At 54.9% G+C, this 17,442-nt stretch carries 15 protein-coding genes; 10 read left to right on the forward strand and 5 right to left on the reverse strand.

What is annotated here, in order from left to right:
* Positions 1–38: 38 nt before the first annotated feature.
* From fdnI to fdnG, 3 genes are read right to left on the reverse strand one after another with little or no spacing between them, the layout of a single operon-like run.
* The gene (gene fdnI, locus JGF26_RS12115; RefSeq protein ID WP_028018918.1) at positions 39–695 is read right to left on the reverse strand and encodes a formate dehydrogenase-N subunit gamma; all 657 of its coding nucleotides are present in this window, start codon (positions 693–695) and stop codon (positions 39–41) included.
* Positions 688–1,569 carry a formate dehydrogenase subunit beta gene (fdxH, locus tag JGF26_RS12120; RefSeq protein ID WP_108089851.1) on the reverse strand — a complete coding sequence of 294 codons (882 nt, stop codon included), beginning with the start codon at positions 1,567–1,569 and terminating at the stop codon, positions 688–690. Before fdxH ends, fdnI begins: the two co-directional genes overlap by 8 nt.
* Before the next feature lie 11 nt (positions 1,570–1,580).
* Positions 1,581–4,628 (reverse strand): formate dehydrogenase-N subunit alpha, encoded by a 3,048-nt coding sequence (gene fdnG, locus JGF26_RS12125; protein WP_167587197.1) that lies wholly within the window; start codon positions 4,626–4,628, stop codon positions 1,581–1,583.
* 221 nt (positions 4,629–4,849) lie between these two features.
* Here fdnG and yddG point away from each other — a divergent pair, with 221 nt between their 5' ends.
* From yddG to JGF26_RS12140, 3 genes are all read left to right on the forward strand, one after another.
* Complete coding sequence (gene yddG, locus JGF26_RS12130) at positions 4,850–5,728, forward strand: aromatic amino acid DMT transporter YddG (RefSeq protein WP_134708170.1); 879 nt, start codon at positions 4,850–4,852, stop codon at positions 5,726–5,728.
* Between the two features lie 631 nt (positions 5,729–6,359).
* Positions 6,360–7,442 (forward strand): porin OmpD, encoded by a 1,083-nt coding sequence (locus tag JGF26_RS12135; RefSeq protein ID WP_028018913.1) that lies wholly within the window; start codon positions 6,360–6,362, stop codon positions 7,440–7,442.
* Between the two features lie 79 nt (positions 7,443–7,521).
* On the forward strand, positions 7,522–7,962 hold the full coding sequence (locus JGF26_RS12140; protein ID WP_049007291.1) for a GFA family protein: 441 nt from the start codon (positions 7,522–7,524) through the stop codon (positions 7,960–7,962).
* Here JGF26_RS12140 and JGF26_RS12145 read toward each other — a convergent pair.
* Entirely contained in the window at positions 7,957–8,895 is a 939-nt protein-coding gene (locus tag JGF26_RS12145) for a LysR substrate-binding domain-containing protein (protein WP_028018911.1), read from the reverse strand. The genes JGF26_RS12140 and JGF26_RS12145 overlap by 6 nt on opposite strands.
* 170 nt (positions 8,896–9,065) lie before the next feature.
* On the opposite strand from JGF26_RS12145, the gene JGF26_RS12150 reads away from it, so the two are divergent.
* From JGF26_RS12150 to JGF26_RS12180, 7 genes are read left to right on the forward strand one after another with little or no spacing between them, the layout of a single operon-like run.
* Positions 9,066–10,016: a branched-chain amino acid ABC transporter permease gene (locus JGF26_RS12150; protein WP_108089847.1), complete on the forward strand. Its 951-nt coding sequence runs from the start codon at positions 9,066–9,068 to the stop codon at positions 10,014–10,016.
* Between the two features lie 8 nt (positions 10,017–10,024).
* On the forward strand, positions 10,025–11,131 hold the full coding sequence (locus JGF26_RS12155) for an ABC transporter ATP-binding protein (RefSeq protein WP_049007294.1): 1,107 nt from the start codon (positions 10,025–10,027) through the stop codon (positions 11,129–11,131).
* Positions 11,128–11,895, forward strand: coding sequence for an ABC transporter ATP-binding protein (locus JGF26_RS12160; RefSeq protein ID WP_028018908.1), 768 nt, complete (start codon positions 11,128–11,130; stop codon positions 11,893–11,895). The genes JGF26_RS12155 and JGF26_RS12160 overlap by 4 nt, the downstream gene beginning before the upstream one ends.
* Positions 11,888–12,607, forward strand: a complete 720-nt coding sequence (locus JGF26_RS12165) for an ABC transporter ATP-binding protein (RefSeq protein WP_134708169.1) — start codon at positions 11,888–11,890, stop codon at positions 12,605–12,607. Before JGF26_RS12160 ends, JGF26_RS12165 begins: the two co-directional genes overlap by 8 nt.
* Positions 12,608–12,635: 28 nt before the next feature.
* Positions 12,636–13,793, forward strand: a complete 1,158-nt coding sequence (locus tag JGF26_RS12170; protein WP_108089843.1) for a branched-chain amino acid ABC transporter substrate-binding protein — start codon at positions 12,636–12,638, stop codon at positions 13,791–13,793.
* Between the two features lie 18 nt (positions 13,794–13,811).
* A complete protein-coding gene (locus tag JGF26_RS12175; RefSeq protein ID WP_134708168.1) occupies positions 13,812–14,294 on the forward strand; it encodes an L-2-amino-thiazoline-4-carboxylic acid hydrolase in 483 nt (160 codons plus the stop codon).
* The gene (locus JGF26_RS12180) at positions 14,291–15,517 is read left to right on the forward strand and encodes a Zn-dependent hydrolase (RefSeq protein WP_134708167.1); all 1,227 of its coding nucleotides are present in this window, start codon (positions 14,291–14,293) and stop codon (positions 15,515–15,517) included. Before JGF26_RS12175 ends, JGF26_RS12180 begins: the two co-directional genes overlap by 4 nt.
* A gap of 39 nt (positions 15,518–15,556) precedes the next feature.
* Here JGF26_RS12180 and JGF26_RS12185 read toward each other — a convergent pair whose 3' ends face one another.
* The gene (locus tag JGF26_RS12185) at positions 15,557–17,440 is read right to left on the reverse strand and encodes a KUP/HAK/KT family potassium transporter (RefSeq protein ID WP_134708166.1); all 1,884 of its coding nucleotides are present in this window, start codon (positions 17,438–17,440) and stop codon (positions 15,557–15,559) included.
* Positions 17,441–17,442: the final 2 nt, after the last annotated feature.

Genomic DNA, 17,442 nt, shown 5'->3' on the forward strand with positions numbered 1-17,442 from the left:
AAGTGCAGCGCCGCCGGGCAAAGCCGACGGCGCAGGTCTTACTTCATGCCTTCCGTACTTTCCTGTTTCGCTTCCAGACGTTCCACATCACGATACCAGCGCGGGTGGTGTTTTTGCGCCCAGCGGCGGCTCACCTTCCCTTCAATCATGCCTTTAATCGACCCTTTAACCCAGAATGCCATATACATATGGATCAGGATGGCGTGGATCAGAATGATTGCCGACGTCGCGTGGATCAGCAGCGCGTAGCGCACCACCTGAATCGGAAAGAAGTGTGCAAAATACGGACGCCAGATAATCACGCCGGTCACCAGCAGCACAAAAATCATGCTCATGATAGTCCAGAACATCATCTTCTGCCCTGCGTTGTATTTGCCCACTTTGGCGACTTTATGCTCGTTACCCTTCAGGACTTCGACGATCCCTTTCACCCATGGGATATCCTGCTTGTCCGGGATGTTGTGATGGACAAAGCGCACGAACATAAACATCAGCACCACGAAAATCAGCACGCCGAAAAACGGGTGCAGAATACGCCCCATTTGCGGAGTACCGAAGGTTTCGGTCAGCCACTGCAGCGTCGGGAAGAAGAACGAAATCCCCGACACCGCCACCAGGAAGAAGCAGATCACCACCGTCCAGTGACAGGCGCGGTCGACAAACTTCGTGCGCACGATCATTTTCGACTTACTCATGATGATCCTCCTCGTCGTCTACCTCTTTGTTTGGCCCAATCCCAATGTAGTGATAAATCAGCCCGGCAAAGGTGGCGATAAAGCCCGCCGCTGAGAGCGGTTTAAGCGCCCCTTTCCACAGATTGATGGACGTATCGATCGCCGGATCCTTCGGTAAGTTGTGGTACAACTCTGGCTGGTCGTTATGGTGCAGCACATACATCACGTGCGTGCCGCCCACACCCTGCGGATTATAAATACCGGCCTTGTCGTAACCGCGAGCTTTCAGCTTGTCTACCCGCGCCTGCGCCACGTCCAGCATCTCTTTTTTGGTGCCGAAGTGGATAGCGCCGGTCGGGCAGGTCTTCACACAGGCTGGCTCCTGCCCGACGCTGACGCGGTCCACGCACAAGGTGCATTTGTATACCCGGTTATCCTCTTTATTGAGGCGCGGGATATTAAACGGACAACCCGCAATGCAGTACCCGCAGCCGATGCAGTTATCCTGCTGGAAGTCGACGATCCCGTTGGCGTACTGAATAATCGCGCCGGCAGACGGGCACGCCTTCAGGCAGCCCGGATCTTCACAGTGCATGCAGCCATCTTTGCGGATCAGCCACTCCAGCCTGCCGTTCTGCTCGGTTTCGCTAAAGCGCATTACTGTCCAGGATTTGGCGCTCAGATCCGCCGGGTTATCGTAAACCCCAACGCAGTGCCCAACGTCGTCGCGGATATCATTCCACTCCGAGCACGCCACCTGGCAGGCCTTGCAGCCCACGCAGGAGGAGACATCGATAAGCTTGGCGACCTCTGCCTTGTAGTCCCGCGCGCGGGGCGCGGGAGTTATCGGGTTAGTCGCGGAGCGTTTGATAACGTCTTGTGTTTCCATCGCCATGTAATCGCTCCTTACGCTTTCTCGATGTTAACCAGAAACGCCTTGTACTCCGGCGTTTGCGAGTTGGAATCGCCAACGTTTGGCGTCAGGGTATTGGCGATGTAGCCTTTCTGCGCCACGCCCTCAAAGCCCCAGTGCAGCGGAATACCGACGGTTTCCACCTGCTGCCCGTTCACGTTCAGAGATTGCAAGCGGCGAGTGACTACCGCCACTGCGCGAATAAAGCCGCGCTTGCTGCTCACCTTCACGCGGTCGCCGTTGGCAATGCCCTTCGCTTTTGCCAGGGTTTCGCTTATCTCCACAAACTGTTCCGGCTGGGCGATGGCATTAAGCCGCGCATGCTTGGTCCAGGTGTGGAAGTGCTCGGTCAGGCGATAGGTGGTCCCCACATACGGGAACTTATCCTTCTTACCTAAACGCAGCACATCGTCCTCATAGATACGCACCACCGGGCTGGAGACCACGTTTGGATGCAGCGGGTTGGTGCCGAGCGGCGTTTCCATCGGCTCGTAGTGCTCCGGGAACGGCCCTTCCGCCAGCTTGTTGAGCGCAAACAGGCGTCCCAGCCCTTCCGGCTGCATGATAAACGGCCCGGTGTTGCTGCCCGGCGCGGCGGTGTTGTAGTCCGGGATATCGTTCCCCGTCCATTTTGTCCCGTTCCACTGAATCAGCATCCGTTTCGGATCCCACGGTTTACCGTCGATATCCGCCGAGGCACGGTTGTAAAGCACACGACGGTTCAGTGGCCACGCCCATGCCCAGCCCAACGTATTGCCCAGCCCGGACGGGTCGGCGTTATCGCGGTTGGACATTTGGTTACCCTGCTCCGTCCAGCTGCCGGCGTAGATCCAGCAGGAAGACGCCGTCGTGCCGTCGTCGCGCAGCAGCGCGAAGCTGTTCAGCAGTTGGCCTTTCTTCGCCACCAGGTTGCCCTTAGCGTCATAGAGATCCGCCAGCGCAACGCCATTGTTCTCTTTGGCGACTTCCTCTGACTCAGGATGGTCAGGCTGCTTGTAGTTCCAGCTCATCTTCAGCAGCGGCTCAGCGCCTTTGCCGCCTTCGGTGCGGTACATTTCGCGCAGGCGATGGTAAATCCCGGCCAGGATCTCGCCGTCGTTACGCGCTTCGCCCGGAGCGTCCTGGCCTTTCCAGTGCCACTGCAGCCAGCGGCCAGAGTTAGCAATAGACCCGTCTTCTTCCGCAAAGCAGGTGGACGGCAGGCGGAACACTTCGGTCTGAATGGATACGGTATCGACATCGTTCATCTCGCCGTGGTTCTGCCAGAAGTTAGAGGTCTCAGTGACCAGCGGATCGATAACCACCATGTACTTCAGCTTGCTCAGACTGCGCACAACCTTGTTTTTATCCGGGAACGAGGCCACCGGGTTGAAGCCCTGGCAGATGTAACCCGTGACGTTGCCTTTATCCATCATGTTGAAATACTTGATGACGTCGTACGCCTGATCCCATTTTGGTAGCCAATCGAAGCCCCAGTCGTTCTCCTTCTGCGCCGCGTCGCCGTAGAAGGATTTCATCAGGCTGACGTAGAACTTCGGATAGTTGCTCCAGTAGTTCACCTGATCCGGTAACGTCGCTTTTGGCGTATTGGCCGCCAGATACGTTTGCAGATCGGCCTGTTTTTCGGACGGCAGCGTCAGGTAGCCCGGCAGGCTGGTCGACAGTAAACCAAGATCCGTTAAGCCCTGAATATTGGAGTGACCGCGCAGCGCGTTCACGCCGCCACCGGCCATGCCCATGTTGCCGAGCAGCAGCTGGATCATCGCCATTGTGCGGATGTTCTGCGCGCCCACGGTATGCTGAGTCCAGCCCAGCGCATACAGGAACGTGGTGGTTCTGTCGGCGGCGCTGGTTGAGGCCAGCACCTCGCAGACTTTCAGGAAGTCCGCTTTCGGCGTGCCGCAGATGTTCTCCACCACGTCCGGCGTATAGCGGGAGACGTGCTGCTTCAGCAGGTTCCACACGCAGCGCGGGTGCGTCAGGGTTTCATCACGCAGCGCATAGCCGTTTTCATCGAACTGATAGTTCCAGGACGTTTTATCGTACTGGCGTTTCTCGGCGTCATAGCCGCTAAACAGCCCGTCATCGAAGGCAAAATCATCCCGCACCAGCAGATTCGCGTTGGTGTAGTGTTTAACGTATTCCGCGTTAATTTTGTTGTTTTCGATCAGGTACAGCAGCACGCCGGACAGGAACGTAATGTCCGTACCGGAGCGGATCGGCGCATAGATATCGGCCACCGATGCCGTACGCGTAAAGCGCGGATCGACGACGATAAGCGTCGCATCGTTGTTATTTTTCGCTTCCATCGCCCAGCGGAACCCCACCGGATGAGCTTCCGCGGCGTTACCGCCCATCACCACCACGACGTTAGCGTTTTTGATATCAACCCAGTGGTTGGTCATCGCACCGCGACCAAATGTTGGAGCAAGACTTGCTACCGTTGGTCCGTGTCAGACGCGCGCCTGGTTGTCTACCGCCAGCATGCCGAGAGAGCGCACAAATTTTTGCGTCAGCATGCCGGTTTCATTACTCGCCGCAGACGCGCACAGCATCCCGGTGGAAAGCCAGCGGTTAACCGTTACGCCCTGGGCGTTCTTTTCAATAAAGTTGGCGTCGCGGTCGGCTTTCATTAATTTGGCAATACGGGAGAAGGCCTCATCCCAGGAGATACGCTGCCACTTGTCGGAACCCGGCGCGCGGTATTCCGGGTAGCGCAGGCGGTTTTCGCTGTGAACGTAGTCCAGCAGCCCCGCCCCTTTCGGGCAAAGCGCCCCGCGGCTCACCGGATGATCCGGGTCCCCTTCAATATGGTAAATCGCTTCTCTGGCGTTCTTCGCGCCATCGCCCAGGCTATACATTAAAAGCCCACAACCTACGGAGCAGTATGTGCAGGTGTTACGGATCTCTTTTGCGCGCAGCAGCTTATAGTTGCGTGCCTGAGCCAGCGCCATTTTGGGAGCAAACCCCAGCATGGCTGCCGTTGTTCCGGCCATACCGCCCGCGCAGATTTTAAAAAATTTTCTGCGGCTGACGTCCATTGTTGTCCTCTTTTTCGAATAAGACTTCGCGCCGCAAACTAGCAGTAACTCCCCTGATTTTTTTGCGTCAAATCAAGGTCATCTGTCTTCACCCCCTTAATAGTCACCACCGATACATTTAAATACCCCTTTTTGATTAACGGTTTAAGAGAATAATTGGCGACAGCGTCAGGATGAATGCGATACATTTTTCCTTTGATTTTTATTGCAATGGCGAAGTAATGGACAGAAAAAAAGCAACGCTTATTGGGCTGGCGGCAATACTGTTATGGAGCACGATGGTTGGGCTCATTCGCAGCGTGAGCGAGGGGTTAGGGCCAGTAGGCGGTGCGGCAATGATCTACACCGTCAGTGGATTATTGTGTCTGGTGACGGTGGGATTTCCTGATATTCGCAAATTCTCCCCACGCTATCTTATTGCAGGCAGCGTGCTGTTTGTCAGCTATGAAATTTGCCTGGCACTCTCGTTGGGCTATGCCGCAACGCGATCGCAGGCCATTGAGGTCGGCATGGTCAATTATCTGTGGCCGAGCCTGACGATTGTATTTGCCATTTTGTTCAACGGGCAAAAATCAACACTGTGGGTGATCCCCGGCTTAACTATCTCATTGCTGGGCGTCTGCTGGGTATTAGGCGGTGAACAGGGATTACATCTTGAGGAGATCACCCGCAATATCGTTTCCAGCCCGCTGAGCTACGCGCTGGCGTTTGCCGGGGCATTTATCTGGGCGGCCTACTGCACCGTAACCAGCAAATTTGCCAAAGGGCAAAACGGTATTACCCTTTTTGTTTTGCTGACTGCGTTGAGTCTTTGGGTGAAATATACCCTTAGCGAGCAGCCAGAAATGGTATTCAGTGTCCCGGTTGTCGTGAAGCTATTAATGTGCGGTGTTGCTCTGGGTTTTGGCTATGCCTCATGGAATATCGGTATTCTCCATGGCAACGTCACGGTACTTGCCGCCGTATCCTATTTTACCCCTGTACTTTCTGCAGCTCTGGCTGCCGCACTGCTGAGCTCTCCACTCTCTTTCTCGTTCTGGCAAGGCGCGCTGATGGTCTGCGCCGGGTCGCTGCTTTGCTGGTTCGCGACACGAAAATAAGGGTCCGTCGCTCTGCCGGGAGGCCTGTAACCCGGCAGAAAATTAACATAAATTTAATATGTGATCGCACGTCAAAATATTCATAAGCTCATTAGAGAATGTGTTTAAATTCTGTTTATATTATCGTTGTTTTGCATTCCCCCCCTCCTCTCTTCTTGACATAAACTGACACCGTAGCGCAATTACTCTCCTGCGAATATTAACAACCTTAATAGCACAAAGTGCAATAGTGTGTTTCTGTATATTTCAGCAAACAACACGGTAATTACGTGCATTCAATAACCTAACACAATGATTTACGGTAAACAGTTAAGCTTAATTCTACAAAATGCACCGATAAAATTGATAGTAACATAACTAAATTAAACCATTAAAAAACTATATTGCGGATAATAGATCTGATAAGAAAATATACAAAACCCGGTTAAACACTCTTCATTTCATTCTGTTTAGCGACCATTTATCCGATCTCGATCACACTAAAGGAAATTATTAGCAATAATTTGAAACTTATTATTGAAAGGCAACTACAACATTTTTAAAAATAGCATGCCATTGACGAACAGCCTCGTTTAGAAATCGTTCGAAGTGGCTCAGGAAATACTTAAGAAAATTATAAGGAATATTTAAGATGAAACTTAAATTAGTTGCAGTGGCAGTGACTTCCATGTTGGCAGCAGGCGTTGTTAACGCTGCTGAAATTTATAACAAAGACGGTAACAAGCTGGATCTGTACGGTAAAGTAACAGGTCTGCACTATTTCTCTGATGACACCAGCAACGACGGCGACAAAACCTACGTACGTCTGGGCTTCAAAGGTGAAACTCAGATCAACGACCAGATGTCCGGTTACGGTCAGTGGGAATATGAATTCAAAGGCAACAACGATGAAAGCAACGGCGACAAAGGCAACAAAACGCGTCTGGCTTTCGCTGGTCTGAAATTCAACGAATTCGGTTCTTTCGACTACGGTCGTAACTACGGTGTTGCTTACGACATCGGCGCATGGACTGACGTTCTGCCAGAGTTCGGTGGTGATACCTGGACGCAGACTGATGGCTTCATGACTCAGCGTGCCACTGGCGTTGCAACCTACCGTAACACCGACTTCTTCGGTCTGGTTGACGGTCTGAACTTTGCCGCTCAGTACCAGGGCAAAAACAACAAGCGCGACATCACCGAAGCGAACGGTGACGGTTGGGGCTTGTCTTCTACCTATGAAATGGACGGTTTCGGCGTGGGTGCAACCTATGCGAAATCTGACCGTACCAACAATCAGGTTCGTGCTGGTGAAGTGGCTAATACCATGAACGCTGGCGGTGACAACGCAGAAGTTTGGGCTGCTGGCCTGAAATACGATGCAAACAACATCTACCTGGCAAGCACCTACTCTGAAACCCGCAATATGACCAACTTCGGTAAAGGTTATATCGCGAACAAAGCTCAGAACTTTGAAGTTGTTGCTCAGTACCAGTTCGATTTCGGTCTGCGTCCATCCGTTGCTTACCTGAAATCCAAAGGTAAAGACATCGGTACTTATGGCGACCAGGATCTGGTTGAATACGTTGATGTTGGCGCGACTTACTACTTCAACAAGAACATGTCTACCTACGTTGATTACAAAATCAACCTGCTGGACGACAACAAGTTCACCAAAGATGCAGCTATTGCTACCGACAACATCGTTGCTCTGGGTCTGACTTACCAGTTCTAAGATTTGTCAGTATAAAAAGGCCAGCCTTCGTGGCTGGCTTTTTTTATACCGTTTGACTGGCGTAATAAAGGAGCACGCCATGCACATATTCAAAGGACGCTGTCTATGCGGGATGAGCCAATTCAGCGTTTCCCTCAACAATTTCGACGTCTACGCCTGCCACTGCACGCAATGTCAGAAGTGGTCAGGTGGAATTGCCATGTATCTGGAAGCCACGGGTAAACCGCTTGTGGAGCAAGACTCGATTGCCCCTTCTCACTTCTCGTCCTCTGCGCGAGGAGAACGCTGGTTTTGTCCGGGGTGTGGTTGTCCTCTGTGGTTCAAGCTGACCTCAACAGCACGCTATTTTATTCCATGGACATTACTTGAGATGAGCGAAGATGAACGACGTCGGCTGGTGCTCGCCGCTGAAATCTATACCGAAACCCAGCCCGCATTCTTTGGTCTGACCGGACAATATGCGCGCTACAGCGGTTCAGAAATTGAAGCCATGGATAAGCACTGTTTGCTTACCTCATAAGAGATTCTCCCCCGCGGCCCGACGAAGCCAGTTTTGCAGTAGCTTACCGTCCTCGGTCATCTCTGAATCCGAACGCACGCAGAGGTGATAGTCGCGCCCGTCATCAATGGGTAAGTCAAATATCTTCACCAGCTCGCCACTCTCAAGATAAGGCGCGATCAGCGGCTCACGCATCAACGCGCAGCCCAGCCCGGCCTGTACTCCCGCCAGCGTCAAAAGTCCGTCCTCAAACAGGGGGCCACTGCGCCGCAGAGGGCGTTTCACTCCCTGTAACAGGAACCACTGTGACCATGTGGTGCGCTCCTCATCGTGCAGCAACGGCATTTGCAGCAGTTGCTCTGGCGTGTCGATATGGCCATGAATGCGCAAAAATGCACGGCTGCATACAGGCACCATCTGACCGGAGATCAATTTTTCACTCTGATATCCCGCCCACTGCCCGTTGCCGAAGCGAATCGACATATCCGACGCATCGCTCAGATAGTTACGATGATTGGCATACACTACGTTGATCTCGGTTTGCGGATTGGCACGCATAAAAGCAGGCAGACGCGGGATAAACCACCCCATGCCAAAAAGCGGGATCAGGCTGATGGTGACCTGACGCGTTTGCGCCTGTTCAGCCAGATGCTCCGTTGCCTGGCGCAACACGTTAAAAGCCGCACGGATGGAGCGGTAATATTCACGTCCGTGCTGGCTCAGCACCAGCCTGCGCCCCTGGCGTTCCGTCAGCGGCATTTGCAGGAACCCTTCGAGCACCTTGAGCTGGTGACTGACAGCAGACGGTGAAATATCCAGCTCCTGTGCCGCCAGCGTAACACTGCCCAATCGGGCGATAGCTTCAAAAGCACGTACAGCCCGTAGCGGCGGATCATTGGCCAGTCGACTTTCTCCATAAATGGGTAGGCCAGGTGACTGTTCTGTTTTATTCATATGTTGATTTCTTTAGTCTTTATACCCGAAAACGGAGTTTTTATATTTTCATATAAATCATAAAGATAAAACAATATCTGTTTATCATAAGAAATAATATATGTGTATTTTACAATTTATTTCATTTGTTGGATGGTAGCCGCAGAAAGAGCACTTTGCAGGAACCTACGTTGGATACATTCATACAACAACTGATCAACGGTGTGATGCTGGGAAGCATCTACGCGTTGATCGCGCTGGGCTATACCATGGTGTATGGCATTTTGCGCATTATTAACTTTGCCCATGGCGATATTCTGATGGTGGGTGCGTTAACCACACTTTCTGCCATGAACAGCCTCAACAATACTTTCCCGCACCTGCCGCTTCTGATTCAGCTCGGTTTTGCCTTGCTGATCGCCATGTCCGTTTGTGCCCTGCTGGCGATGGCCGTGGAGCGCTTTGCCTACCGACGCCTGCGTAACGCGCCGCGTCTGGCACCGCTGATCTCCGGGATTGGCGTCTCGGTGCTGCTGCAAACCGTGGCGATGATCGTCTGGACGCGCAACCCTCTGATGTTCCCTCAGATCCTGCCCATGGAACCGATCGCCGTGACGTCAGGAAGTGAACTGCATCCCCCCGCCATTGTGACCGTCACCGGCATTGTTACCGTGGTGCTGGCGCTTACAGTGATGACAGGGCTATGGCTGCTGGTGGAATACACCCGCCTGGGCCGTGGCATGCGCGCCGTGGCGGAAAACCCGCGCGTTGCCACGCTGATGGGGGTTAACCCCAATGCCATTATTACCCTGACGTTCGCCATTGGCGGCATCTTTGCCGCTCTGGCAGGCGTCATGATGGCGAGCAACTACGGTAACGCCAGCTTCTCAATGGGCTTCCTGCCGGGAATTAAAGCATTCACAGCCGCCGTGCTGGGCGGTATTGGCAACATTCGCGGCGCAATGATTGGCGGGATCCTACTTGGCATTATTGAGGCACTGGGCGCTGGCTACCTGGGTGAACTGACCCACGGAGTGTTCGGCAGCAATTACCAGGATGTCTTTGCCTTCATCGTGCTGATTCTGGTACTGGTCTTCCGTCCGGCAGGTCTGCTGGGTGAGCGTGTGGCAAACCGAGCGTAAGGGATACTATGACAACCGTACAACTACAAACGCCGACCGCTACGCGCAAATTCTGGTCCGGTATGAGTTTGTTCTGCCTCGCGCTGCTGATTGCGCCAGTGGTTGCCAGCCAGCTCGGCGGAAATTACTGGGTGCGCGTCATCGACTTCGCCCTGCTCTACATCATGCTGGCGCTGGGGCTGAACATTGTGGTCGGTTACACCGGCCTGCTGGACATGGGCTTTATCGCCTTTTACGCAGTGGGTGCCTATCTGGCCGCCCTGCTGGCTTCACCGCACCTGCTTGAAGTGTTCCCGATCCTCACGGTCTGGTTCCCGGACGGGCTGCACACGTCTTATCTGTTGATTATTCCCATAGCGGCACTGGTTGCAGCGGTGTGCGGCATCGTGCTCGGTGCGCCAACGTTAAAGCTTCGTGGGGATTATCTGGCGATCGTGACGCTGGGGTTTGGGGAGATCATCCGCATCCTGATGCGTAACCTCGACCGTCCGGTGAATATCACGAACGGTGCGAAAGGTATTACCGGCGTCGATACCCTGAATCTTTTCGGCCTGAAATTCAGCGGTGTGTATCACTGGTTCGGTTTTAAAGTGCCTGCCCTATGGCTGTGGTACTACCTGCTGATGCTGGTGATTGTGGCCATTATTTTTGTTTGCCTGCGCCTGCAACACTCGCGTATTGGTCGCGCCTGGCATGCCATTCGTGAAGATGAGGATGTGGCCCGCGCGATGGGCATCAACGTCCGTAACTATAAGCTACTGGCCTTTGCGATGGGTGCCTCATTTGGCGGCGTGGCGGGTGCCTTGTTCGGCGCGTTTCAGGGCTTTGTCTCCCCGGAATCCTTCACGTTACAGGAATCCATTGCCGTGCTGGCGATGGTGGTGCTGGGCGGTATGGGGCATATTCCGGGCGTGATCCTCGGCGCGATACTGCTTACCGCCCTGCCGGAACTGCTGCGCAGTCAGGCAGCCCCGGTTCAGCAGGCGCTGTTCGGTACGGTGCTGATTGACCCCGAAGTGTTGCGTCAGCTGTTCTACGGCCTGGCGCTGGTGCTGGTCATGCTGGTTCGTCCTGCCGGGATCTGGCCGGTACGCCACAAGGAGGTGAATACATGAGTCTGTTAACCGTACGCAACATGTCCAAACGTTTCGGTGGGCTTACCGCCGTGGATGACGTTTCGATCGCCGTGAACAAGGGTGAAATCTACGGACTGATAGGTCCTAACGGGGCGGGAAAAACCACCTGCTTTAACCTGATCACCGGGCTTTATCCGGCGGACAGCGGTGAATTTTCAATCGCCGATAAGCCCTATTTCCCCAGACACATTGAGAAGGTCACCGCCGCCGGGATTGCGCGAACCTTCCAGAACGTGCGCCTCTTTAACGACATGTCGGTGCTGGAAAACGTAATGGTGGGTCGCCACGTGCGCACCCGTAACGGTCTTTGGGCCGCGCTGAGCCGCCACAAACGCGCCCGCGCAGAAGAAATGCAAACCCGTGAGCTGGCCTGGCACTGGCTGGAATACACCGGCATTGCGAAGTTCGCCCACTACCGAGCCTGCGATCTGGCCTACGGCCATCAGCGTCGACTTGAAATCGCCCGAGCGCTGGCAACCGACCCTCTGCTGCTGGCACTGGACGAACCCGCCGCCGGGATGAATGCAGCTGAAAAAGTAGCGCTTGGCGAGTTACTCATCCGCCTACGTGATGACGGTAAAACCCTGCTGATGATTGAACATGACGTCAAGCTCGTGATGGGCATCTGCGATCGCCTGACGGTGCTGGATTACGGCAAAACGCTCGCCAGCGGCACGCCGGAGAGCGTTCGTCGCGACCCGGCAGTGATCGCCGCCTGGCTTGGAGGCAACGCCCATGTCTGAATTACTGAAAGTGGAACGCGTGGACGTGCATTACGGCGGTATTCAGGCCGTACGCGATGTCTCTTTTACCCTGCACGAGGGCGAGCAGGCCACGCTGATCGGCGCTAACGGTGCGGGTAAAAGCTCCACCGTGCGCGCCATTACCGGGCTGGAAAACTTTAGCGGTCGTATTGAATTCAACGGTAAAGCGGTGCGTAAGCACAAGCCCGAAACCCTGCTCCGTGACGGACTGGTGATGGTCCCGGAAGGCCGGGGAATCTTCTCCCGCATGACGGTGCTGGAAAACCTGCAGATGGGCGCCTGGCTCAGGCGTGACACTGTCACCGTAAAGCGCGAGATGAACGAGATTTTCGAGCGCTTCCCGCGTCTGGGCGAGCGCCAGCATCAGCTTGCCGGGTTGCTGTCCGGCGGAGAGCAACAGCTGCTGGCCCTTAACCGCGCCCTGCTCAGTCGCCCGCGCCTGTTGATCCTCGACGAACCCTCAATGGGCCTTGCCCCGAAGATGGTAGAAAACATTTTTGCCGTCATAGCCGGCCTGCGCGAGCGCGGCGTTGCCCTGCTACTCATCGAACAAAACGCCCGCCTGGCGCTGGAAGTCACCGACAGCGCGTGGGTGATGGACAGTGGCAGCATTGTTCATCACGGCGAATCGAAAGCGCTGCTCAATGACGACCAGATTGCACAGATTTATTTGGGCGAAATGCCCGCTTAACAACACTAACCAGCATCAGGGAAATACAATGAAAACAGTAAAAATCAGCGCGCTCAGCGCCGCTATTCTGCTCGGTGGTTTTGCCTCAACGGGCGCATGGGCCGCCGACAGTGAAACCGTGGTTATCGGTCTGGCGGGCCCGCTCACTGGACCATCGGCCCGTATCGGTAAAGATCTGGAGAATGGCGCACAGCTGGCGATTGATGACATCAACAAGCAGCACCCGACCATCGGCGGCAAAGCGGTGACATTCAAACTGCAGTCCGAAGACGATCAGTCCGACCCGCGCACTGCCGTCGCCGTGGCGCAGCGTCTGGTGGATAGCGGCGTGGCGGGCGTTGTCGGTCACTGGAACACCGGTACCAGTATTCCGGCTGCGCGTGTGTATCACGATGCCGGTATCGCTCAGGTTGCGCCCGTAGCGACCGGTCACGCCTATACCAAACAGGGTTTCGATACCAGCTTCCGCGTGATGGGCCACGACGATGACGGCGGCCAGTTGGCCGGACAGTACGCGGTAAATACCCTGAAAGCGAAACGCATTGCGGTGATTGACGACCGTACCGCGTTTGGTCAGGGGCTGGCGGACCAGTTCATTAAATCGCTGGAAGCACAGGGCGTGAAGGTTGTCGATCGTCAGTACGTTGATGACAAAACGGTAGACTTCAGCGCCGTACTGACCGCCATCCGGAGTAAAAACGCCGATCTGATCTTCTTCGGCGGCGTCGACAGCCAGGCCGCACCGCTGGCGCGTCGTATCAAACAGCTGGGCATGAACGCCACGCTGATGGGCGCAGGCGGATTTGTCAGCCAGACGTTCCTGCAGCTGGCGCAGAAAGAAGGCGAAGGCGTGGTCGCGCTGGAGCCGGGTCTGCCCGTTGACCAGATGCCGGGTGGAAAGGCATTCGAACAGGCCTATCAGGCCCGCTACCACACCCATATCGAACTGCACGCCCCGTTCGCCTATGACGCCACCCGCGTGCTGGTTGCTGCGATGGAAAAAGCAGATTCCGTTGAGCCGTCCGACTATCTGCCCGCCCTGCGCGCCATCAGCTACTCCGGCGTCACCGGCCAGATAGCGTTTGATAAAGAAGGTAACCTGAAATCGCCGTCTTTCACCGTTTACAAGGTCGTCGATGGCAAATGGCAGCCGCAAACCGTGCTGGGTGGCACAAAAGCGAAGTAACGCAGTGAGGGCAATGTGATGAGTAATAATAACGAGCTGGGCATTCTCGCCCGCCGCAAAATTGAAGCAGAAATTATTAAGCCAATTTATGAAATCCTGGTGCGCGAGATAGGGAAAACCCGCGCCCAGGCGGTCATTGGTGAGGCCATTGAGCAGGCCGCGATTGACGCAGGCAAAGCGTTTGCCAGCAAAGAACCCAACGGCGCGGACGTAAAGAGTTTTATCGCACTGCAATATCTGTGGGAGAAAGATAACGCGCTTGAGGTGAAGGTGATTGACGCCGACGACCAGCAGTACAACTACAACGTGACCCGCTGCCGCTACGCGGAGATGTATCACGAAATGGGGCTGGGCGAGATTGGTCATCTGCTCTCCTGCGCGCGCGATGAAAAATTCATCGTTGGCTATGCACCGGACGTGGAACTGACCCGCACCACCACCATCATGCAGGGCGGTTCATGCTGTGATTTCCGCTACCGCTGCAGTAAGGACAAGACATGATCCGCGTCAACGCCGAACGACTGTGGTCAACGCTTGAGATGATGGCGCAGATCGGCGGCACGCCTGCCGGTGGCGTCACCCGTCTGGCACTGAGCGAGGAAGATCGTATTGCGCGAAACCTGCTGCGCGGCTGGGCGCTGGACGCGGGTTTCACCTGCGACGTCGACAGCATGGGCAATATGTTTATCCGTCGCCCGGGGAAAAACCCGCAGCTTGCCCCGGTCATGACGGGTTCACATGTGGATACCCAGCCGCAGGGCGGTAACTACGACGGTGTTTACGGCGTGCTGGCAGGGCTGGAGCTGCTGCGAACCCTTAACGATCATCACGTTGAGACTGAACGTGACGTTGTGCTGGTGAACTGGACTAACGAAGAAGGTGCGCGCTTTGCGCCAGCCATGCTCTCTTCAGGGGTCTGGACGGGGCAATTTAGCGAAGCGTACGCGCATGCCCGTGCGGATAACGATGGCATCACCGTGGGCGAAGCGCTGGATAGCATTGGCTACCGGGGTGAAACCCCTGCCCGCGCGTTTCCTGTTCACGCCTGCTACGAACTGCACATCGAGCAGGGACCGATCCTGGAAGATGAAGCCATCGATATCGGCTTAGTCCGCGCGGCAATGGGCCAGCGCTGGTTTACCCTGACGCTGGACGGATTTGCCGCCCACGCAGGCACCACGCCGATGCACAGCCGCCGCGACGCGCTGACCGCCTTCGCAGAGCTGGCGCTGAAGGTGGAAGAGATTGGCTATCGGCATGCGCCGGACGGACGCGCGACGATCGGTATGGCGCAGGTTACGCCAAACTCGCGCAACGTCGTGCCGTCTCGCGTGGAATGCAGCGTTGAGTTTCGCCACCCGGATCAGCAGGCGCTGGAAACCATGGAGGCGGCGCTGCATAAGGTGGCTGAAAGCCTGAGCCTGCGCGGCGTGTCGGCTCTCGTTGAACGTATTTTTGACTACGCGCCCATTGCGTTTGATGCCGAATGCCTGGCTCGTACGGAGAAGGCCGTGGCGAAACTGGGCTATTCGTCGAAACCGATGGTCTCCGGCGCGGGTCACGACACCTGCTATGTCAGCAAAATTGCGCCCGCCAGCATGATCTTTATCCCCTGCGTGAAAGGCATTAGCCATAACGAAGCGGAAAGGATCCTGCCAGAATGGTCGGATAAAGGGGCGAATGTGTTATTGCATAGCGTCCTGTCTGCGGCGCTTGAGAAATAGAACGGTGTGAAAGCAGAGGACCTCTGCTTTCGCCAGAGTCTACACGGCAACGCGTCGGCTGATTTCGACAACTCTGTCGCTGGGAAGGTGATAGTGGTTGATGACGTGCGTGCAGTTGCGCTTCATGAAAGCAAAAATATGCCGTTGCCATGCTGCCATACCCGCTGTTCCATCACCGGCTACGATAGTTTCATGTCCAACATACCAGGTGGCATCATCATTCGCGAACAGCACGTTGATTTCACTGACACCCTGCAACAAATGCGGGATATCCGGGTGCTCCATAAAACCGTATTGTGCCACGCCGTGCCAGTAACCTGGCGCGCGCTGCTCTACCCTGATCCGTTGTTCTTCCCCCACATAGGGCACATTCAGGATGTCAATGGTCAGAGATAACACATCTCGCTGTAGCACCTTGTTGCGCGCAACATGCCAGCGCATGACCGGGGGGATATTGTTCTGTGTACGGGTCAAAAAAACGGCGGAACCTGCAACTCTGGGTACCGTCTTTTGCTGAAGCTGGTTAAAGAACGCATCCACGCTGATGCCCTTCTCGCCCACCGATGCGGAGACCGCCTTAACGCCGCGGTGCCAGATCAGCATCACCGTACAAATCGCTGCGGCCATCAGCAGCGGAATATAGCCGCCTTCCAGGACCTTAATCAGATTGGCAAACAAGAAGGTGGCATCAATCACCAGGAAACAGAGGGCAATAACCGCGCTGCTGACCCGGCTCCAGTGCCACACTTCCCGCATTGCCACAAACAGCAGGCCCGTCGTCATCAGCATGGTTAATGACACGGCAATACCGTATGCAGCAGCAAGCTTGTCGGAAGATTTGAAAAACACCACCAGCCCAATCGTTACCACCATAAGCAGCCAATTGATTGTGCCTATATAGATTTGACCGTAGCTTTCTGCCGCCGTCTGTTTGATCCGTAAACGGGGTAACCAGCCGAGCTGAATAGCCTGCCGCGTCATGGAAAAAGCGCCCGTAATTATCGCCTGACTGGCGATTATCGTCGCCAGTGCGGCAAGAATAATGAGCGGAAACTGCATCACAGGCGGACACAGCATAAAGAAAAGGTTTTGTTTACTGTCGGCTCCGGCCAGGATCAGCGCGGATTGCCCCGCATAATTGAGCAGCAATGCGGGAAATACGACACCGTACCAGGCAAGCCAGATGGGTTTTTTACCGAAATGCCCCATATCGGCGTACAGCGCTTCAGCACCAGTCACACAGAGAAAAACGCCCCCCAGGACCAGAAAACTGGTGTACCCGTTCGAAAACAAAAACGCGATGCCATACGCAGGATTCAGCGCCAGCAATACCGATGGGTGCTGAATGATCCCCCATACGCCCAACGCTGCAATTGCAAAAAACCACAGCGCCATGATCGGACCAAATATCTTTCCTATACGAGCGGTACCAAAAGGTTGGATCAGAAAAAGTGCCAGTAAAACCATGACCGTGAGCGGCAATATATACGGCTGAGATTCAGGAAAAACAATTTCCAGCCCTTCCAGAGCGGAAAGTACGGAGATTGCCGGGGTTATCGCGCCATCACCGTAAATCAACGCAGCGCCGATAAGTGCGGAAAAAATGACCCAGCGCCCGCCTTTCCCTTTTTCCACCAGAAGTGACATCAATGCCATGATGCCGCCCTCGCCATGATTATCAATTCGCATGGCGAATGCAGCATATTTTATGGATGTCACCAGGATGAGTGTCCAGGTAATCAGCGAGAGCAGTCCCAGAACCACTGCGGGCGTAGGATCATGCTCAGAGAGCGACAACACGGTCCTGAAGGTATAGAGCGGACTGGTGCCAATATCACCAAAAACGACACCCAGCGCACCACCGGCAAGCAGGGTTAACCGGGAGAACGGTTGGTGCGATTCACTGCGGTGGAGCAGGCTCATAT

The organism is Enterobacter sp. E1 (assembly GCF_016809815.1).
GTDB lineage: Bacteria > Pseudomonadota > Gammaproteobacteria > Enterobacterales > Enterobacteriaceae > Enterobacter > Enterobacter adelaidei.